The 19,460-nt window shown below is 44.8% G+C and carries 16 protein-coding genes; 5 read left to right on the top strand and 11 right to left on the bottom strand.

Annotated features, from left to right (window positions below; genetic code table 11):
* Positions 1-51: 51 nt before the first annotated feature.
* The 9 genes from FHQ23_RS10025 to mfd all read right to left on the bottom strand — a co-directional run bounded on the left by FHQ23_RS10025 (position 52) and on the right by mfd (position 13,658).
* Positions 52-195 carry an entericidin A/B family lipoprotein gene (locus FHQ23_RS10025; RefSeq protein WP_132968172.1) on the bottom strand — a complete coding sequence of 48 codons (144 nt, stop codon included), beginning with the start codon at positions 193-195 and terminating at the stop codon, positions 52-54.
* 119 nt (positions 196-314) lie between these two features.
* The gene (gene artM, locus FHQ23_RS10030; RefSeq protein WP_139614206.1) at positions 315-1,001 is read right to left on the bottom strand and encodes an arginine ABC transporter permease ArtM; all 687 of its coding nucleotides are present in this window, start codon (positions 999-1,001) and stop codon (positions 315-317) included.
* Complete coding sequence (gene artQ, locus FHQ23_RS10035; protein WP_139614207.1) at positions 998-1,669, bottom strand: arginine ABC transporter permease ArtQ; 672 nt, start codon at positions 1,667-1,669, stop codon at positions 998-1,000. Before artQ ends, artM begins: the two co-directional genes overlap by 4 nt.
* A gap of 9 nt (positions 1,670-1,678) precedes the next feature.
* A complete protein-coding gene (locus FHQ23_RS10040) occupies positions 1,679-2,398 on the bottom strand; it encodes an arginine ABC transporter substrate-binding protein (protein WP_139614208.1) in 720 nt (239 codons plus the stop codon).
* 59 nt (positions 2,399-2,457) lie between these two features.
* Positions 2,458-3,186, bottom strand: coding sequence for an arginine ABC transporter ATP-binding protein ArtP (gene artP / locus FHQ23_RS10045; protein WP_139614209.1), 729 nt, complete (start codon positions 3,184-3,186; stop codon positions 2,458-2,460).
* A 213-nt stretch (positions 3,187-3,399) separates the two neighbouring features.
* Positions 3,400-4,035 carry a tellurite resistance TerB family protein gene (locus FHQ23_RS10050; protein WP_139611942.1) on the bottom strand — a complete coding sequence of 212 codons (636 nt, stop codon included), beginning with the start codon at positions 4,033-4,035 and terminating at the stop codon, positions 3,400-3,402.
* Positions 4,036-4,072: 37 nt separating this feature from the next.
* The gene (gene lpcA, locus FHQ23_RS10055; protein WP_139614210.1) at positions 4,073-4,657 is read right to left on the bottom strand and encodes a D-sedoheptulose 7-phosphate isomerase; all 585 of its coding nucleotides are present in this window, start codon (positions 4,655-4,657) and stop codon (positions 4,073-4,075) included.
* Positions 4,658-4,803: 146 nt separating this feature from the next.
* Positions 4,804-9,564 (bottom strand): exo-alpha-sialidase, encoded by a 4,761-nt coding sequence (locus FHQ23_RS10060; protein ID WP_176552302.1) that lies wholly within the window; start codon positions 9,562-9,564, stop codon positions 4,804-4,806.
* 653 nt (positions 9,565-10,217) lie between these two features.
* Positions 10,218-13,658 (bottom strand): transcription-repair coupling factor, encoded by a 3,441-nt coding sequence (gene mfd, locus FHQ23_RS10065; protein WP_139614212.1) that lies wholly within the window; start codon positions 13,656-13,658, stop codon positions 10,218-10,220.
* A gap of 234 nt (positions 13,659-13,892) precedes the next feature.
* On the opposite strand from mfd, the gene smrB reads away from it, so the two are divergent.
* Positions 13,893-14,444, top strand: coding sequence for an endonuclease SmrB (gene smrB, locus FHQ23_RS10070; protein ID WP_139614213.1), 552 nt, complete (start codon positions 13,893-13,895; stop codon positions 14,442-14,444).
* Here smrB and minC read toward each other — a convergent pair.
* Positions 14,441-15,118, bottom strand: coding sequence for a septum site-determining protein MinC (gene minC, locus FHQ23_RS10075; protein ID WP_139611311.1), 678 nt, complete (start codon positions 15,116-15,118; stop codon positions 14,441-14,443). The two genes, smrB and minC, sit on opposite strands and share 4 nt — an antisense overlap.
* A gap of 101 nt (positions 15,119-15,219) precedes the next feature.
* On the opposite strand from minC, the gene FHQ23_RS10080 reads away from it, so the two are divergent.
* From FHQ23_RS10080 to FHQ23_RS10090, 3 genes are all read left to right on the top strand, one after another.
* Positions 15,220-15,504: a YcgL domain-containing protein gene (locus FHQ23_RS10080; RefSeq protein ID WP_139614214.1), complete on the top strand. Its 285-nt coding sequence runs from the start codon at positions 15,220-15,222 to the stop codon at positions 15,502-15,504.
* 30 nt (positions 15,505-15,534) lie between these two features.
* Positions 15,535-16,605, top strand: coding sequence for a lytic murein transglycosylase (locus FHQ23_RS10085; RefSeq protein WP_139614215.1), 1,071 nt, complete (start codon positions 15,535-15,537; stop codon positions 16,603-16,605).
* 87 nt (positions 16,606-16,692) lie between these two features.
* The gene (locus tag FHQ23_RS10090) at positions 16,693-17,349 is read left to right on the top strand and encodes a fumarylacetoacetate hydrolase family protein (protein WP_139614216.1); all 657 of its coding nucleotides are present in this window, start codon (positions 16,693-16,695) and stop codon (positions 17,347-17,349) included.
* Positions 17,350-17,379: 30 nt separating this feature from the next.
* On the opposite strand, the gene FHQ23_RS10095 is transcribed toward FHQ23_RS10090, so the two are convergent.
* Complete coding sequence (locus FHQ23_RS10095) at positions 17,380-17,625, bottom strand: hypothetical protein (RefSeq protein WP_139614217.1); 246 nt, start codon at positions 17,623-17,625, stop codon at positions 17,380-17,382.
* 16 nt (positions 17,626-17,641) lie between these two features.
* Here FHQ23_RS10095 and FHQ23_RS10100 point away from each other — a divergent pair, with 16 nt between their 5' ends.
* Positions 17,642-19,408: a ShlB/FhaC/HecB family hemolysin secretion/activation protein gene (locus FHQ23_RS10100; RefSeq protein ID WP_139614218.1), complete on the top strand. Its 1,767-nt coding sequence runs from the start codon at positions 17,642-17,644 to the stop codon at positions 19,406-19,408.
* Positions 19,409-19,460 lie beyond the last annotated feature (52 nt).

Below are 19,460 nucleotides of genomic sequence, written 5' to 3' on the forward strand. Positions count from 1 at the left end.
TTTTTGTCTACTATGCCCATTATGGTTATTAGAGCTGTACTGAGGTTCAGATTACATCTTTTTCTGAACTTTGGTTGCGGTATTATCAATCGCTTCACCGGCAGATTGGATATCTTGTCCTGCGCCTTTCACCGTGTTACAAGCGGATAATGTTCCAATTGTTGCGGCTAAAATCAATGCCCAAATTATTTTCATAATAACCTCTCCTGCGATTTTTGTTTCAAATTGTAGGGATATTTAGTAAGTAGCTTATTGAACTACTTGTTAAATACTACACTGTAAAAATTCAAATGGCAACCGCAAATGGCTTGAGTTTAGTGGCTTTTACTACTTTCTAAACGTTCAAACGCGAGAGTTCTATTCTCCAAACGACGTAGCAATAAGGTCGCAATCCCAGTGATAATCAGGTAAATCGCTCCGGCGATACCATAGATTAGCAACGCATCATACTGTGTACCATATAGTTGTCTGGCATAGCCCATAATATCCATAATCGTGATCGTTGAAGCCAGCGAGGTACCTTTGAACACCAAAATGATTTCATTGGTGTAAGACGGCAGCGCCCGTTTTAGCGCAAACGGTACTAAAATCCGCAGCGTTTGCCAGCGGCTTAAACCGAGTGCCGCTGAGCTTTCCCATTGTCCTTTCGAAATGGCTTTCACCGCGCCGTGGAATAGCTGTGCAGAGTAGGCGGCACTGTTGAGTGCCAACGCCAACATTGCGCAAAACCAGGCATTGGACAGCAGTGACCAAGCCGGGCTGTCGATAATCCATTGGAATTGCCCTGGACCGGCATAGATTAAGAAAATCTGCACCAATAAAGGTGTGCCGGTAAACAACGTAATATAACCGTTGACTAGCGCTTTCAAAGTGCGGTTTTCCATCGATAGGATAAAAGTAAACAACACTGCCAAAATAAACGAAATAATTAAGGCGACCGCTGTCAATGCAAGGCTGGTTGGAATACCTTGTGCGATAACTGCAAAATAGTCACTGATCATGCTGCCTCTCTTTCAAAACGGGTGAAGCGTTTTTCTAGGCGGGCAATCCCGATTTTGCTGAGAATGGTGACCGCAAGATAGAGCAGTGCTGCAATGCCGTACCAAGTAAACGGCTGGTGGGTGTTAGCGTTGCTCAGTTCTGCCTGGCGCATCAGATCGTTTACGCCGATTAACGACACTAGTGCGGTATCCTTCAGTAAAATCAGCCATTGATTGCTCAAGCCCGGCAAGGCGTGACGCCACACTTGCGGCATGATAATCGAGATAAAGGCTTGTGAGCGACTTAAACCCAACGCAGCAGCGGATTCCCACTGTCCGAGGGGAATTGCTTGAATCGCACCACGCAGCGATTGTGAGGCGTAGGACGCAAAAATAATGGCTAAGGCAACGACGCCAGACCAAAATGGGCTGAATTCAATAAAATCGCCGGTGAGAATAAACAGCACCTGCGTCGAGCCGAAATAGATTAGTAACACCACTAGAATTTCAGGTAAGCCACGCAGCAAAGTCAGCAGTACCGAAGTGGTATGGCGGATACATTTCAGTTTGGCAGTTTCTAGCACCACAAAAATCATCGACAACAGCAAACCAAAAATCAAAGCACAAACAGCCAACCCCAAGGTCATCAGGGTGGCTGAAAGCATTAGCGAGAGAAAATTGCTAAACATAAAAGATGATTATTTTCCGGACATCCAAGTGTCATAAATTTTTTGGTATTCACCGTTGGCTTTAATCGCCGCCAAGCCTTTGTTCAACTCCGCCAATAATTCGGTGCTGGCTTGATTGACGGCAATGCCGAGACCATTACCAAAATAATTTGGGTCGGTCACTTTGTCTCCGGCGAATGTTAAGCTGTCGTCGGTTTTCATCCAGTCGGCAAGAACTGCGGTATCACCGAAAATAATATCAATACGTCCGTTTTTCAGATCCAAAATCGCACTTTGCAAGGTAGCGTAGGATTTTGTGCTATATTGTTTGCCGTTTGCGGCAATATATTGTTGGAAGGTGGTACCGTTTTGTACCCCGACACTTTTCGCACTGCTTAAATCAGCTTTGCCTTTCACTGCGATAAAGCTGGCGGAGCTGTCATAGTACGGATCGCTGAAGCTGACTTGTTTGGCTCGTTCTGCGGTGATGTCAATGGCTGAAATAGCGGCATCAAAACGTTTGAATTTCAGGCTTGGAATCAGGCTGTCGAACGCATGGCTTTGGAATTGGCAATTTGCTTTGATTTCGGCACAAATAGCATTGGCGATATCAATATCGAAACCCACGATTTTTCCGCTGGAATCCGTGTTTTCAAATGGCGGATAAGTTGGTTCGGTCGCAAAGGTAATATCCAATGCGTTGGCAGAGAAGGCGGTCGCCAAAAGTGCGGTGGCAAGCAGTTTTTTCATGGTAAGCTCCTTAACGAAGAGAGTAAAATTAAGTATAACTAACAGTGAGTGTAATAAATTTAGTGTGATAAATATTGTGCAAAAGCATCAGTTTTTGGATTTTTGAAACAGTCAGAGGCACCGATTTCAACGATTTTCCCTTGTTCCATATAGATCACTTTGGTCGCCACTTTGCGTGCCACGGCAACTTCGTGAGTCACAATCATCTGAGTGATCCCAGTCTGTTTCAGCTCTTCGATAATGGATACCACCTGTGCGGTGATCTCCGGATCGAGCGCTGCGGTTGGTTCGTCAAACAGCAGCACTTGTGGTTTCATCATCAAGGCACGGGCAATCGCGACACGTTGTTGTTGTCCGCCGGAAAGGTGCAGCGGAAAACGGTTGGCATGATCCTCAACCCGTAAGCGTTTCAGCAACCCTTCAGCACGTTCAACCGCTTCAGCTTTGCTGAGTCCCAACACTTTCATCGGCGCTTCAATCAGGTTTTCCAGCACGGTATAATGTGGCCACAGATTGTATTGCTGAAACACCATACCGACATCTTTACGCAGCTTACGAATTTTCTTGGCATCGGTATTGGCGGATAATTCAAATTGATTACCGGCAATCGTTAACTGACCGCTCTTTGGCACTTCCAACAGATTCAGTGTGCGGATTAAGGTGCTTTTGCCGGCGCCACTCGGCCCGAGCAACACGATAATATCACCGTCTTGCGATTCAAAATTAATGTCGAATAGGGCTTGCTTCTTGCCGTAAAAAAAATTGAGGTTTTTAATACTGATCGTCATGCTGAAAAGGGTCTTCGTTTATGAGAATAAATAATCTGGAATAGTAATGATAAAAAAAGCGCTATGCAAATAAAATCGCAAAAAAAGCCAAAAAATTTGCATAAAAATGCAGGTTTGATGCATTAAATTCAAAGTTGGATAAAAATAATACAAACAGATAAATAAGCAAAATAAAGGGAAGCGTGGCTTCCCTGTTGAAGTGCTAAAAATTTATTATTTCGCCGCCAGTTCCAGCTGTTGTTTCAACTCGGCGGGTAATTTCAGCGCTTGCGCCAGTTGCTGCATATAAGCTTGTTCCAAAAAGTGGTCGGGGTCGATCACCGACAAGGAAACCATATAGACTTCAGCAGCCTGTTGCGGGTCATTGACTTGTTCGGCAAGGGCTTGTGGATCTAACGGGGTGTTGAGCCATTGATTAACCAGTTGATCGGCATTTTCTCCATAGCCCAACTGTTCCAGACCTTTATGAATTTGCGCTTTTTCTTGCGCATCGATTTGCCCGTCGGCACGGGCGGCAAACACCATCGCCTGGGTTAACAACATGATTTTGTTATCAGATAAGGTGTTGTTGGCATAAGTAATCGCCTCTTGCTGGGCTTGTGGGTCGAATTGCACATCTTGCACCGCACTTCCGCTTTTATTTTGTTGCCATTTTTGATAAGCAAGCCAAGCAGCACCGGCTAATGCAGCATAACTTCCGGCCTTAAAAACGCCTTTACGAGCGCTGCTATTGCCCAGAATCAAACCTGCCAACCCGCCGACCGCCGCACTTTTGGCGATTTTGGAAAAGTTTTCATCTTTCATCATCTCGCCAAGACGGCTTTGTAATTGACTGAATAAATTGTTCATTGCTGATCTCCTCGTGTAAAAGAACCTAATATCAAACTTAAGCCGTTTTTGCCATTTCAAATTCGATTAACATCATCAGAATATGAATAACTTTGATATGGATTTCCTGCGTGCGATCCGCATAACGGAAGTGCGGTACCCGAATCTCGACATCTGCCAAACCTGCCATTTTGCCACCATCTTTACCGGTCATAGCAATCACTTTCATGCCTTTGGCTTTAGCGGCTGCAATGGCATTTAACACGTTTTGTGAATTGCCGGAAGTGGAAAGCCCAAACAGCACATCGCCTTTGTTACCGACCGCTTCCACAAAACGGGAAAATACATATTCATAACCGAAATCGTTACTGACACAGCTCAAATGGCTGACATCGGAAATCGCAATTGCCGGATAGCCGGGACGGTTTTCGCGGTAACGCCCGGTCAGTTCTTCGGCAAAGTGCATCGCATCGCAATGCGAACCGCCGTTACCGCACGACAACACCTTGCCACCGTTTTTAAAACTCTGCGCCAACAACAGCGCGGCATCTTGAATCCGTTGAATGTTTGTTTCATCGTTGATGAAGTTATGCAACACATCAGCCGCTTCGTTTAATTCTGCTTTAATTTGTTCTAAATACATAATGCCCTCGTTTAGTGGTAAACAACGTGATGAGTTCGGCTATTGTAGAACATATTGCGAGGGAATGGTATGGCTTATAAACAGAGAAAAACCGCACTTTAACAATTGATCGGTTGTTAAAGTGCGGTGAGTTATGGTGTTAAAACTTAGAACGTATATTTAATAGTCGCTGAGGCATTTCGGCTATTGGTCGCATTATGCGAGACTTTATGCTGATAACCAACGCTAATCCCTAGGCTCAATTTCGGCATAATCCGATATTCAGCGGCAGCTTCCACATTGATTGAATTGCCTAGTCCACCTGAGGTAAAGCTCCTTTCTGCGATAGCAGAGCGTACCAGCAAATCGCCTTTACTGCTGCTATTGTGTTGATAGTAAGTATCTAAGCCTAGGATGAAGTTATCGAGACTCCAATGCGTTCTTAAACCAAGGTTTGTGGTGACGGCATTGATGTTGTCGTATTGAATCTTAAATAAATCACTATCTGATTTCAAATGCATACGTTGCAATTGTACATTCAGTCGCGGAATCAAATCGATGTTGCCTAAGCTAAAGCGATAGCCGACTTCTGAACCAAGACGTAGCGCTTTTGCCACCAGCGTGGCGCTGTCGTTGTTAGCGCTGATCTCGCCTTTATGGTGTTGATAGCCGGTATCGAGTGCCAGGTAAGCATCGCCAAATTGCTGCGTAAATTTCATATTTGCACCGTAGGTTTTGTACTTACCACGGCTTGTTCCGTCAGCAGCTTGTGGAGTGGTGTGATATTTCCCGTGGTTAACAGCAAGGTGCAAAGTGCGGTTTTGTTGTTCAGACTGCCACACTTTTCCGCCAACTATCCAACCGTTATAGCGAGATTCTGCGTTGTAGCCATAATCTAAGAATCCAGCTGATGACTTATAATCTGTTTTTCCGTTCAAATAAGCGACAAACATGTTCTGACCATCATCAAGCAAAGGCGCTGAATGTCGTTCAACGTTTTGATAAATCATATTGTTATGGGTTAGCGCTAAATCTGAAGCCACAATATATGATGGAATCAATGAATTGATTTGCGCACGATAATTTGTGGTTTCGCTAACGGTTTCAGATTTTGTTGGAGCAGAGAGCGATGAATTCGATGCAGATGACCCAGAGGCAGTTTGTGACCCGAGTGCCGGTGTGGCAACAGGAGTTGTTTCTGTAACCGCCGTAGTTGTTGGTGTAGTCGTTGCTGCTGCAACAGTGATTCTTGTTGAAGGTGTATTCCCTTGTGAGTCAATCAACTGTGTCTGCAAACGGTAATCATAGAAGTTGTTTTGATTGTCATTCACTTTATTTTCACTTGCCAAGGATGCGCCTTTATCAAAGGAAACGAGGGTATAGCTGTATAAATCATTGTTTAATACGTTACCATTGATCAGTTCAAACACCCCCAATTTTGCTTCGCCGCCGATCTGGATAAGTGAAATCCCTTCATTATTATCGTAAAAGCCGTTGCCGTTTATATCTGAATTTGCATTTTCTGTACCAAGCAAATTAACGACAACTGGAATGGCTTTATCACTGTTATTGGTGACATTGCCGGTAATTTTAAGGAAGTCATGCTGCCAGTCTTTCATCTCATCACTGATATTATTTACTCGCAAGACCGCACTTGCACCTTGGTTGATGATATCGGTGAAGTTTAAGGCGTTGGCTTCAAAAGGACGTGCACGAGTGCGCTCGCCTACAGCCGTTGTCAGTGGATGATGTGGGGAAATAACGGCGCCTGCCTGCCAAGCCATGGTTGAGGTTATGCTACCATTGCCGCTTAATGTTGCACCGTTGGCAAGCGTGAACGTTTTCGCATTAATTGTCGCATCATCAAGAATGAAGATACCGTCTTTAATGTTGATATTACCCTCATCCAATTTGGTATTGCCGGAAAGTTGGAAAACCCCAGCGCCAGTTTTGCTGAGATTGCCTGCGCCAGTGAGATTCTCAGTGTGTAAATGAACCAACTTATCCGCAGCAGAATGAATACTTAATGTTGAATCTTGCGCCAAGGTGACAGCTTTGGCGACCACCGTTGTACCGCTTTCTAAAGCGAGGGTTGCATTTGTGCCAACTTTGGTGGTTTCAGAAAAATGCTGTGTGTTTTCTTTGTAGGTGATTTTGCCTGTTTTAACATCAATTTCATTGAGCAGGGTTATGCCGTCAATCGTAAGATTAGCATTTTCACCATCAGGGTTATATACCAAGTTCATCTTCGGCTGATGATTTTCAGCCACGCCACCCAGATTACCGTTGATAGTGTGTTGACCGCCAGCATTATAAACTAGCGTTGCCATTTGTTCAGCGCTGTTAATAAAGTGCCCAGTGATGTTATCTGAATATAAACCGGTGGTTTGTGTGTCAGAAGTAGCTTTATTTACGGTAATAGTATTGCCGCTAAGATCGACATTTCCGCCTTCTAAAATTAATTTGTCATACGGTAGTTGGTTATCATCAGCTAAGCGGACGGTTGCGCCTTGTTTTACTGTGACTTCAGCGTAGGCTTGAACTTTACTGTTATCATCAGCGGTCTGTTTTAAGGTTGCCGTACCTTCCTCGATAACTAATTTAGCCGCATTTTCGCCAGTGCCAACTTTCACCATTTCACCATCACCGATTTTGTAGAATGTTTCGGCACGATCACTGGTTAAGCTAACTTCTAGATGTTCAGTGCTGCGTTTATCTCGATAGATTCGATTTTCTGACCAAACGATTTCCTGTAAATTTAAGCGTACATATTGAATTTTCTCTGCACTTTCTTCATAGAGCAAGCCAATAGCGCCGTCAGGTAATTCAGTTAAGCTGTTATAACCGTAGTTTCCTGTTGTAATAGTTGTATTATATTTCCATTTAATTGAACCATCGTCTTGTACCTCCCCTAACCACACCATGCCATTTACTCTAGAACGAGAAGCTGAGTGTGGATTAGCAAAAACTAAATATTCTTTACCATTAATTTTTTTCGAATATTTAATCACTGACATTTGAGAGTAAGGATCAAGTAAAATATCATCTGAGATAATCGTTTTTTGCCAAGTATAGCCGCTATCTTTACTGGTTGAAATTTGCACTCGTCCACTTAAATTACGAGAAAATAATTTCAGGTCGCCATTATCTAATTCAACAACTTGGGATTCAGTCAATTGCTTCCAATCATCATTTAGAAGGCGAGATCCACCGGTAGATGCTAAACGACGATCATTTGGTGATTCACCTCGCTCCCATGTGTTACCGCCGTCTTTGCTAATAATTAATGCAGCAGATTGTTTATTATGGCTGTTAGTGTAGTAGACTGGCATAATTAATGTGCCGTCTTGTAGCTGAATACCGGTTCCAGGACCAGTACCTAAAAAACGCATCCAATCTGCTTTTACTTGCGGGGTCAGATCGACTGGGTTTGACCAAGTCGCACCATTATCGTCACTGTGTGTCAGCCATAAATAGCTGGTGATCTGTACTTTTAACGGGGCGGCATCACTTCCTTGTTGTGCTGTTTGTAAAAAGACATTACCTAATCGTTCTGCGCCATGATATAAATCGCCTAGATCCTTAAAGCCTATAGCAGCATCACCTTCAACAATCACTTTATATTCAGTAGGTTGGTGATCTTCGTTATAAACGATACCATTTTCTCGAACGGTATATTGTGCGCCATCAGCGCCAGTTAATACACGGTAGTAGTTATCTTTGATTTTTTTATAGCCGGTACCTTCTGATGAATGATCTCTATTTATGCCAAAGAATCCCTGAGTTTCAGGGAACATATCTACTAACATAAAAATGCGTCCAGAGGTTTTATCTTGTAGCATCAGCGGATCAATTAAAAATGCAGCGTTGGCAGCACCATAAGTTTGACTGGCAAGATCGATGATCACTTGATCATCTTGCCATGTTTTTCCACCATCAAGACTACGGCGGATGGCGGTATCAATATTGCCCCAGTCACCGGCATGTTGATGACGTTTATCGATAGCTGCAATCACAACACCATCCTTGGTGGTTAAAAGTGCCGGAATACGGTAATTATTTGCATCTCCTTGACCTTTTTGAAATAGTGGGTCTTTTGTGCTCATATAAGAGCCGAGTTTGTTATGTTTATCTTCTGCATATTTGATATTAGCCGCTTCGTTTTCAAGATAGGCATTATATTCAAGAACATAGTTTTTGGTTAATTTATCATGTTCTGCTTTAACTTCTTCTGCGGTTAATACTTTTGGTTCAGCCCCTGCATAATAAACATTACCGGTAAATGTCATTTCGCGTGTACCGCTTGCACGTTTTGTTCGCCCGACATAAGCCGCATCTAACCCTTCAATATCTTTAAAGAATTTGGTATCACCGTGATAGGTTTTTTGTAAAGTACCATTGACATAAATCATGATTTTTTTATTTAATTTATCAAAGGTATAAGTAACGGTGGTGAATTCGCTGTCATTTCTTGCAATATCAGCAGTAACAAGTTGATTATTTGGAATTAAATTTGTATTTTTTCTAATTTCAATTCCGAAAGCATCGGCACTGGCTTTTCGATTTACATAGAAAAGAATATAGTCATTATCTTTTTTTGAGTTTGAAACCCCTAATAAAGCAGTTAATTGTGTTGCTTCAGAATTTTTGAAACGAAATGTTAGTGAACCACTCTCTAGCTGAAAGGCATTTTGTGCAGCAAAGGTATCCGTGACATTAACTGGAGAACTAAACGGTGTTAGAGCACTGTAAGTAAAAATAGATGGGATGGCATTGCTTAATGTTGATGATACAAATGTTTCGTTTTTTTGTATTGCGTTTAGGGGGGCAGCAAAAGCACTGGTAGCAAAAAAGGAGGAAATTAAAATTGCGAGTGAAGATTTTTTTAGTAAATGAATTGATGAGTTCAAAATAAATGTATTGTTCATAAAACACCTCATAGAGTGGGCTAATAAAGAGAAGTTTATCGAAAAGCAGTGGAGCAGGCTTTGATTGATAGTAAATATTTATATTTTACTTCAATAACGGAGCAATACTCCTATGCGAAAAGTGTGATAACGATCAATCATAATATTCAATAGACTGTCAAATTTGTGATTTTGGTCAAACAAAAAAACATGATTTTTTAAATGGTTACATCAAGTTTCATTAATATTCATTTTTTGTTACATAGGTAGAATGGCATAATATAAAAATAAACGGCAAAAAAAGTAATTTTCTAAGCAGAAAAATAATATAAATGGTATGAAGCGTGAGCTGTGTAACATTTTATTTTTTACTTTTTTAAAATTTATGTAGAGGATGAATTAATTTATTTCAATAAATTTAATGTTTTTATTGAAGTGGGCATCGGAGAGTCTGTTCGATTTTCAACCTAATTTTATTCTTATATTTCGCCACATGAATAGCATTATCAGTAGAGACTGTTGATGTTTGGATCTACAGAAGGATTGGAGATATTAAAAGGTGAGCCGGAAGATGAGATTAAAAATTTGCAAGGTCTTGTCTGCATTAAGATTAAAAAACCGCACTTTGCCTGATTTTCAATAAGTTAAGCAGTAAAATGCGGTTTAATAATAAGCTAATCCAACAAACTTTTCACCAGCTCTTCCACAAATGCCAACCGCTCTTGTGCGGTTTCGGTGCTTTTGTTGAAGCGGAATTTGGTTGGGCCGTCGAAGCGGAAGATGTTCGGCTGTTGTTTGATTAATGCTAAGAATTTTAATGGATCGAGTTCGGCGTTAGCTTTGAATTCGAGCGCACCACCTTGGGCGTGGGCTTCGATTTTTTGCACGGCGAGCGGTTTTGCCAATAAGCGCAATTCTGCGATTTGCAGCAGGTTTTTGCCGGCTTGCGGCAGTAAACCGAAACGGTCAATCAGTTCTACTTTCAGTTCGTCCAACTCTTGCTGGCTAGCAGCGCTGGCGATGCGTTTGTAGAACGACAAGCGCATATTGACATCGCCCAGATACTCTTCCGGCAGCAATGCAGGAATGCGTAAGTCGATCTCCACTTGCTGTTGGGTCAGTTCGTCCAGAGAGGGTTCGCGTCCCTCTTTCAGGGCGTTGACCGCACTTTCGAGCAATTCCATGTAAAGCGAGAAGCCGATCGATTCGATCTGTCCGCTTTGCTCGCTGCCGAGCAGTTCGCCGGCGCCACGGATTTCCAAATCGTGGGTTGCCAGCACGAAACCGGCGCCGAGATTATCCAGACTTTCCAACGCCTCCAAACGTTTTAACGCATCTTTGGTCATGCGTTTCGGATTTGGGGTCAGTAGGTAGGCATACGCTTGGTGGTGCGAACGTCCGACACGACCGCGCAGTTGATGCAGCTGCGCCAAGCCAAATTTATCGGCACGTTCGATAATAATGGTGTTGGCGGTCGGCACGTCGATACCGGTTTCAATAATCGTGGAGCAGACCAACAGGTTGTAACGCTGATGATAAAAATCGCTCATCACCCGCTCCAGATCCCGTTCGCGCATCTGCCCGTGCCCGATCACAATACGCGCTTCCGGTACCAGTTTTGCCAGCTGTTCTGCACAGTTTTCAATGGTGGCAACATCGTTATGCAAGTAATAAACCTGTCCACCACGCAGAATTTCGCGCAACACCGCTTCACGAATCAGCAGATCATCGTTTTCACGTACAAAGGTTTTAATTGTCAGGCGGCGCGCCGGTGGGGTAGAGATAATCGATAAATCACGCATGCCACTCATCGCCATATTTAAGGTGCGTGGAATCGGCGTGGCGGTCAGCGTCAGAATATCCACATTGGCACGCAGTTGTTTGATCCGCTCTTTTTGCCGCACACCGAAACGGTGTTCTTCATCGACCACTAATAACCCGAGATTTTTAAATTTCACATCGGATTGCAGCAATTTATGTGTGCCGATCAGAATATCGATTGTGCCTTGTTCCAGTTGCTGCAAAATCACTTTTTGTTCTTTGGCGGTTTTGAAGCGTGACAACATTTCTACATTGACGGCCAGATTGGCAAAGCGGTCTTTGAAATTGTCGTAGTGTTGCTGTGCTAATAGCGTTGTCGGCACAAGAATCGCCACTTGGCGGCTGTTGTTCACCGCTAAAAAAGCGGCACGGATTGCTACTTCGGTTTTGCCGAAGCCGACATCGCCACACACCAAACGATCCATCGCTTTCGGCAGGCACATATCACTGATCACCGCATTAATCGCCATCTGTTGATCGATGGTTTCTTCAAAATTAAAGGTATCGGCAAACTGTTTGAATTCTTCTTTATTATACTGAAAAGCAAAGCCTTTTTGTGTTTCCCGTTTGGCATACACATCCAACAGCTCTGCCGCCACATCACGGATTTTTTCCGCTGCTTTATGCCGAGCTTTCACCCAGGCATCGCTACCCAGTTTGTGCAACGGTGCGGTTTCTTCATTGCCGCCGACATAGCGACTTAATAAATAGAGAGATGACACCGGCACATACAGCTTTGCTTCGTTGGCGTAATCTAAAATCAGATATTCGGCAGTGATTCCGCCGGTTTCAAGCGTTGTTAAACCGCCGTAACGCCCCACGCCGTGTTCGAGGTGTACCACCGGCTGTCCAGTTTTCAGTTCGGCCAGATTACGGATCAGAGTATCTGGGTTCACGGTTTTGCGTTGATCACGCTTGCGTTGCTGCACTCGTTCGCCCAATAAATTGGTTTCGGTGATCAGTGCCAGTTGGGTATGATTGTCACAATCCAAAATAAACCCGTTATCCAAGCCGCTAATCATCAGGTTATGACGATTTTCAAATGCTTGTGACAGGGTCGGTGCGAAGTGCGGTTTTAGCTTTAATGGGCGTAATAATTCGAGTAAGGTTTCACGCCGTCCTTCGCTTTCCACCGAAAACAGTAGTTGTCCGTCAAACTGCTCATCAAATTGGCGCAGCAGTTTCAGCGGCTCTTTCTGTTGGGCGTTAATCGTCAATGGCGGCAACGCACTGACCGGTAAATTGCTCTGGCGTGCCGAATTGCGTAATTTTTCGTTATGTAGCGTTAAGCGCGGATATTGTTTCAATTGGCGATTGATGTCGTCAATCCGTAGCCATAACTGATCTGGTGGCAGCAATGGGCGCATCGGGTCAACTTTGCGGCTTGCAAAACGTTGTTGCGCATCTTGATAGAAACGCTCCGCTCGCTCAGCGTTGTTGTGGTAATCAACAAACAGACTGTTGTCAGGCAGGTAATCAAACAGCGTCGCCATCTGTTCAAAAAACAGCGGCTGCCAATATTCAATCCCGGAAACCAGCGTGCCTTTGCTGATTTGCTGGTAAATATGTTCCGGATCGCGGCGGATCTCAAAACGTTCACGGAATTGCCCGCGGAAAAACTCAATTGCTTTATTATCGGTCGGAAATTCATGTGCCGGCAGCAGGTTAATCTGCTCGATTTTGTTCAGCGTACGCTGTGTATCCACGTCAAAAGTGCGGATCGAATCAATTTCATCATCAAAGAAATCCAAGCGAAACGGCTCGTCGCTGCCCATCGGGAACAGATCTAACAGCGAACCACGCACCGCATATTCACCGTGCTCAAGCACTTGTTCCACTGCGCGATAACCGGCATTCTCCAATTGTAAGCGCAATTTGTTTAACAACACTCGATCGCCTTGTTTAATCAACAGCACGTTATTGCTTAAAAAGTGCGGTGGACACAGGCGTTGCATCAAGGTGTTAATCGGCAACACGAAAATACCTTGCCGCGGCTGTTGCAGGAAAAACAGCGCACTCAGGCGCGCAGAAATAATATCTTGGTGCGGTGAAAAACTGTCGTAGGGCAAGGTTTCCCAGTCAGGGAAAAAGCAGATATTTTGGCTGCTGAAACGGCTGAGCTTTTTTTCCAGACTTAGCGCATGGCGGGTATCGGCAGTCACCACGACGGTCAAGCCTTGATGTTGGCTTGCGGCTTGGCTGATCGCCAACACATCGCTGTCGGCGATGACGTTGCCGAGTAATTTATGGTCGGCGGCTTGCTGTGGCAGGTTTAAGGTGAATAATGGATTCATAACTTTTCAGATGGCTAGGAACAAAATGAGCGCTTAGTGTAACCAACATTGAGCCGCTATGCCAGTGGCGGTTGATTATTGTATTTTGCCGTTAACGATTTTTTAGAATTGTTTTGCTTCAACGGCAAAATCCAATAGTAAACACAAAAGTGCGGTTTGAAGGCGTTTTCGTGTTATATTGACGCCGAATTTTATGTATAAACAGCAAAGAGCAAGGGCAGTCAGGCAAATTCGATGAGTTTAGAGCAAGATGATATTCAGCTTTTCCGGCGCGAAATCCGTGGGACGAAAAAGTTGAAGCAAGATACCTATGTAGATCCAAGATATGTAGATCCAAGAATAGTGGCGCCAAGAATAAAAACAACGGCAGCGAAACAGAAGCAGCAAAATAACAAATTAGCGCAGCAACAGGATATCAGCTTCTATTTTTCCGATCAGTACGAACCACTATTGGAACAGGACAGCAAAGTGCGGTATTTGCGTGCAGGCGAGGATTCCCATCTGCTGAAACAATTGCGACGTGGCGATTTTGCGCCGGAGCTGTTTCTGGATCTGCACGGCCTGACGCGAGAGCAGGCAAAAGCGGAGTTGGCGGCATTATTGCACGCCTGTGAGAAAGAGAATGTGTTTTGTGCCAGTATTATGACCGGCTACGGCACTTTTGCATTAAAACAACAGATTCCGCGCTGGTTGGTGCAACACCCCAAAGTGCGGGCGTTGCATCAAGCGCCGAAGGCATGGGGCGGTGATGCAGCATTTTTGATTCTGTTTGAAACGGTCACTTAGGGGCTGTTGATATAGTGATAGCTTAATGTATTGGCACCGGCTTCGATACGCACTGCTTGCAGCAAATAGTCGATCGGAATTTGTGCTTTATACACAAAACGTTTACAGACCGACAGAAACTCTGCATCCAAATATTGGGTGTAAACGCTGCAATCATTGTGTTCTGAATTAACGCCTGCCATCGCACGCCCCCACAGTTTGCCGTAGATGTGAATATTGCCGTCGGCAGCGACTTCGGCACCTTGCGCCACGTCCCCGTGAATAATCAAATCACAATGCTTGGCATAAATCACCTGTCCGGCAGCAACATTGCCTTGAACCACTTTCGGTTTGACATAACGAAACTGTGGCATAATTTGATCCAAACTGGTGCTTTTGCCCAGTGCTGGCAGGTTATGACTCAGCACCAGCTCTTTTTCCAGATTATTATGCCAATTGCTGACCCCGATCAGCTGAATCCCAAACTCTGTCAATAGCTGTTGCAACTTGAACAGATCCACTTTTTGCAGATGTTGATTAAATTCTAGGATCACCGGCACATTTTGAAAGAAAAGCGGCGATTTTTGCACTTTATTGGTCAGCGCTTTTTTAATTGCTACCAGGCTGGCGCTGTTGATTGTCAGCAAAATTGATGAGAATTGTCCGGTATGCAGCTCGATAATATTATTTGCCATAACGTGCAAGAAGTCTTTAATATGAATTGAGTATTCTGATTATAGTATAAATTTCGTATAATTACGATGATTGAATCAGATGAACAGAGGAGCAGAGCTTGATGTTATGTGCGATTTATAAAACACGTCGCCATGCCGGAATGTATTTATACCTTGCCAAACGTGATGATTTTTCCGCGGTGCCACAAGCTTTATTAGAGCGTTTCGGCACCCCGGAATTGTTGATGTTGTTTAACCTGCACGGCGATAAACCGTTGGCATTGGCAGATAATCACAGCGTGAGCCAACAGCTTCAAACACAGGGATTTTATCTGCAAATGCCACAGCAGGAACAGAATTTATTGTTAGCATTTAAGTTGCAAAATAATTTGGCAGCTAAGCGGTAATTTACTAAGAAAGATTTATAGGAAAGCAAAATGTTGAAAAGAACCTTTTTGATCACCAGCCTATTGTTGGCAGGTTGTAGCTCGAATCAAACAACCTATCACGGACAGCCGTTCGGCAAAGCGAGAACCTTAGATAATTTTAACGATTATGTCAGTTATTTAGAGCAAAGAGCGCTTGCCGAAGGAGTCAGCAGCCGAACGATTACGCAAAAAGGGCAAAATGTCCGCTATATTGCTAAAGCCGTTGAGTTAGACAACAGCCAAGCAGAACGCGCGCAGCGCAACCGCAATCAACCTGCGGCGCCGAATCCTAATGGCGTAACCAACTACCTTAACCGCGTTTTAACGCTGCAAAAAGTCAACATTGCTGAACAGCGTTATTGGCAGCAACTGCCGGCACTGAATCAAGCCAGCCGCCAGTATGGCGTGCCGAATCACTATATTATGGCGTTGTGGGGCATGGAGAGTAGCTTTGGCTACTATCAAGGCAATTACGATGTGTTGTCGGTTTTGGCAACGCTGGCATTTGACGGACGGCGTGAAACCTTGTTTGCGCAAGAATATGTGAATGCGCTGAAAATTTTGCAACAAAATGTGATTTCGCGCGATCGCATGAAAGGCTCTTGGGCAGGGGCGATGGGGCAGTCGCAATTTATGCCGTCTTCATTTTTAAGTTATGCGGTTGATGCCGATGGTGACGGCAGTAAGGATATTTGGAAAACCCAAACGGATGTTTTTTCCTCAATCGCCAACTATCTGTCAACCGTAGGTTGGGACAAACGATTGCCATGGGGTGTTGAAGTGGTGCTGGACACCCCAATGTCGTTGGAACTGGCTGGTATCGAAAGTGGCAAAAAACGCTCGTTGGCAACGTGGCAAGCGATGGGCGTGCGCTTGAAATCATACGACAATGCCACGCTGCAACGCTGGCAACAACTTGCCGGTGCCGATTTGTGGCTGGTGCGCCCGAATAAAGACGTCGGTAGGGTGTTTTTGGTGACGAATAACTACCGCACTTTGCTCAATTGGAACAATTCTAACTATTTTGCCTTGAGTATCGGCATGTTTGCCGACCAAATTGCGGCGCGTGTAAATCAATAAAAAACCGCCTATCTTTTAAAAAGGGAATATGTTACAAATGGAGTCAGTAGCGGTGATGGTGCGTTGAGCAACGGACAGGAGAAGTGTATGTATCAACATAGAGATATTAAAGGCAGTACCTTGGATTTACCGGTGAATAAAGTGGTGTGTGTCGGACGCAATTATGTCGGACATATTAAAGAGATGAACAATCCTATAATCCAAGAGCCATTACTGTTTCTGAAGCCGAATACCGCACTTTGCCCACTAAATAAACCGTTGGATATTCCTAAAAAATGGGGACGGGTGGATCATGAACTGGAAATTGCGGTGCTGATCGGATCAACGCTGTCTAACGCCTCGCCGGGACAGGTAAAAAATGCCGTGGTCGGTTTTGCGGTTGCGCTGGATTTGACCCTGAGAGATATGCAACAAGAGTGTAAAGAAAAAGGCTGGCCGTGGGCAAAAGCCAAAGGCTTTGACAATTCCTGCCCAATTTCACATTTTATCCCAGCGGCACAATGCCCTGATTGGGATAAAATTCGCTTCAGTTTGAGTGTCAACGGTGAATTACGACAAAAAGGCAAGTCTGCTCAAATGATGACTCCGATTGCTCAATTGATCAGCTACGCCAGCCGTTTTTTCACCTTACAAAAAGGCGATGTCGTCCTCACCGGCACGCCGCAAGGTGTCGCTTCGTTACAAGAAGGTGATCGTTTGGAGCTGATGTTAGAAGACTATCGAGTCAATACGGTGGTGATTTGATTCTTCATGCCTCAAAAAGGCGTGGCATCACTAAATGGTATAGCCAAATGGTTTAACAACAGACCTATGAATATAGCCTGTCTGATTTTTTATTTGAAACAAATTACGCTCCAATTCGATTGAATTTACACTGGCAAAATTTAACAAATCAACATATACTTCTGCCACGCATATTTTGTCAATTTTAGTCAGGTATATTATTTTGCGACTTAAAAGCTCAACACTCTCTTTTAACCGTGTTCCACTTAATTTTACTTCTTCAACTTTTGCTTTCATTACGCTTGCTGTGCCAATGTTGCTTTTTCCGGTTAAGGTCTTCGCCGATACAAGCAATTCATCAACAGTGAGTGCAAGCGATTTGCAATTCGATGCCCAACAGCAACAACGCCAACAACAGCAGAACCAAGCGCTGCAACGCCAGCAGGTGCATAATCCGGAAGTGCGGTTTCAGACCGAGAGTGATAGCGCCGAACAACGTCCCTTGTTAACCCCCGAAGCCCAATGCCTGACCATCTCTGAACTCTATCTGACCGACCTTGACCTGAACAGCCCCGATTTACACGCCTATGCCACCAAAGACTCCCGACCGCCGACCAGCCAATTCGATTGGGCATTGGATGCGGTGTATCAAGCACGGGATTTCTCGTTGCCGCATTGTATTGGTGGGGAGGGCATCGGTATTTTAATGAAACGGGTGCAAAATGCGATTATCGACAAGGGGTTTGTGACCACACGGGTGTTGGTGCAACCACAGGATTTGCGTTCGGGCAAACTGATATTGACGGTGGTGCCAGGGCGGGTGAGTCAGATTCAAGTGCGGGATAACAGTGCTTTTCGCAAAGTGACACCAGCCACGGTGTGGTTTGCCTTGCCGATGAGCAGCGGCGAGCTGTTGAATATTCGTGATATTGAGCAAGGGTTAGAAAACCTGAAACGACCACCGCATGCCGATGCCAATATTCAAATTGTTCCGGCTGAGGAAGGCGCTAACCCGGGCGACAGCAAGTTGTTGATTGATTTTGAGCAACGCTTTCCCTACCGTTTAACCTTGGGGCTGGATGATGCCGGTAGCAAATCGACTGGTCGTCTGCAAGGCAGTGTTACGGCATCAATTGAAAATATGCTGTCACTCAATGACCTGTTTTACACCGCGTTTACCCGCAGTTTTAAGCGTGATAGTGATGATAACGGACAACGGGGCAGTAAAAATATCAGTCTGTATTACGGCGTGCCGTGGAAAAACTGGATGCTGAGCGTGTCGGGCTCACAGCAGGATTATCACCAGCAGGTATTCGGCGCATTTACCAACTATCGTTATGCCGGTGAAACCACCACCATGAGCGCCACCCTTTCGCGTTTACTCTATCGTGACCAACAGCACAAAACCACGGCTAGTCTTGGCGTGTGGCACCGACGTTCGGCGAACTACATTGATGATGCTGAAGTCGATGTGCAGCGTCGCCGCATGGCAGGTTGGCAAATCGGCATCCAGCACAAAGCGTATATCGGCAAGGCAACCTTAGATATCAGCCTCAATTACAAACGGGGCACTGGCGCCAACCGCTCACTGGCTGCGCCGGAAGAGGCGTATGGCGAAGGCACATCACGCCCCAAAATCATCAATGCGGATATCAATTTAATCCTGCCGTTTGCGCTGGGGGAGCAGCCGTGGCGTTATATCACCGGTTGGCGGGCACAATGGAATAAGACCCCGCTCATCCAGCAAGACCGCTTCAGTATCGGCGGACGTTACACCGTGCGTGGTTTTGACGGCGAGTTGACGCTATCCGGTGACCGAGGTTGGTTGTGGCGCAATGAATTGGCATGGAATGTGATGGCAAGCGGGCATGAGCTGTACCTCGCCCTCGACAAAGGCGTGATACGGGGACGGGGCACCAAGCAACGGTTAGGGCGTCATTTGGTGGGCAGTGCGCTAGGGCTGCGTGGCAATCTGTGGGGGCTGAACTATGACTATTTTGTCGGCACCCCGATTCACAAACCACAGGGCTTTCGCACCAGCCATGTGACCACTGGTTTTAATCTGAGTTATCAGTTTTAATTCAATAGCCATAAATAAATTCAAAATAGATTTAAAATAGACACAGAAAGTA

Origin of the sequence: Testudinibacter crocodili (genome assembly GCF_006228025.1) — a bacterium.
Classification (GTDB): domain Bacteria; phylum Pseudomonadota; class Gammaproteobacteria; order Enterobacterales; family Pasteurellaceae; genus Chelonobacter.

Bases quoted from the DNA above. Each gene is read 5' to 3' on its own strand.
- FHQ23_RS10025 (WP_132968172.1), bottom strand. From the start codon at position 195: ATGAAAATAATTTGGGCATTGATTTTAGCCGCAACAATTGGAACATTA.
- artM (WP_139614206.1), bottom strand. From the start codon at position 1,001: ATGATCAGTGACTATTTTGCAGTTATCGCACAAGGTATTCCAACCAGC.
- artQ (WP_139614207.1), bottom strand. From the start codon at position 1,669: ATGTTTAGCAATTTTCTCTCGCTAATGCTTTCAGCCACCCTGATGACC.
- FHQ23_RS10040 (WP_139614208.1), bottom strand. From the start codon at position 2,398: ATGAAAAAACTGCTTGCCACCGCACTTTTGGCGACCGCCTTCTCTGCC.
- artP (WP_139614209.1), bottom strand. From the start codon at position 3,186: ATGACGATCAGTATTAAAAACCTCAATTTTTTTTACGGCAAGAAGCAA.
- FHQ23_RS10050 (WP_139611942.1), bottom strand. From the start codon at position 4,035: ATGAACAATTTATTCAGTCAATTACAAAGCCGTCTTGGCGAGATGATG.
- lpcA (WP_139614210.1), bottom strand. From the start codon at position 4,657: ATGTATTTAGAACAAATTAAAGCAGAATTAAACGAAGCGGCTGATGTG.
- FHQ23_RS10060 (WP_176552302.1), bottom strand. From the start codon at position 9,564: ATGAACAATACATTTATTTTGAACTCATCAATTCATTTACTAAAAAAA.
- mfd (WP_139614212.1), bottom strand. From the start codon at position 13,658: ATGAATCCATTATTCACCTTAAACCTGCCACAGCAAGCCGCCGACCAT.
- smrB (WP_139614213.1), top strand. From the start codon at position 13,893: ATGAGTTTAGAGCAAGATGATATTCAGCTTTTCCGGCGCGAAATCCGT.
- minC (WP_139611311.1), bottom strand. From the start codon at position 15,118: ATGGCAAATAATATTATCGAGCTGCATACCGGACAATTCTCATCAATT.
- FHQ23_RS10080 (WP_139614214.1), top strand. From the start codon at position 15,220: ATGTTATGTGCGATTTATAAAACACGTCGCCATGCCGGAATGTATTTA.
- FHQ23_RS10085 (WP_139614215.1), top strand. From the start codon at position 15,535: ATGTTGAAAAGAACCTTTTTGATCACCAGCCTATTGTTGGCAGGTTGT.
- FHQ23_RS10090 (WP_139614216.1), top strand. From the start codon at position 16,693: ATGTATCAACATAGAGATATTAAAGGCAGTACCTTGGATTTACCGGTG.
- FHQ23_RS10095 (WP_139614217.1), bottom strand. From the start codon at position 17,625: ATGAAAGCAAAAGTTGAAGAAGTAAAATTAAGTGGAACACGGTTAAAA.
- FHQ23_RS10100 (WP_139614218.1), top strand. From the start codon at position 17,642: ATGTTGCTTTTTCCGGTTAAGGTCTTCGCCGATACAAGCAATTCATCA.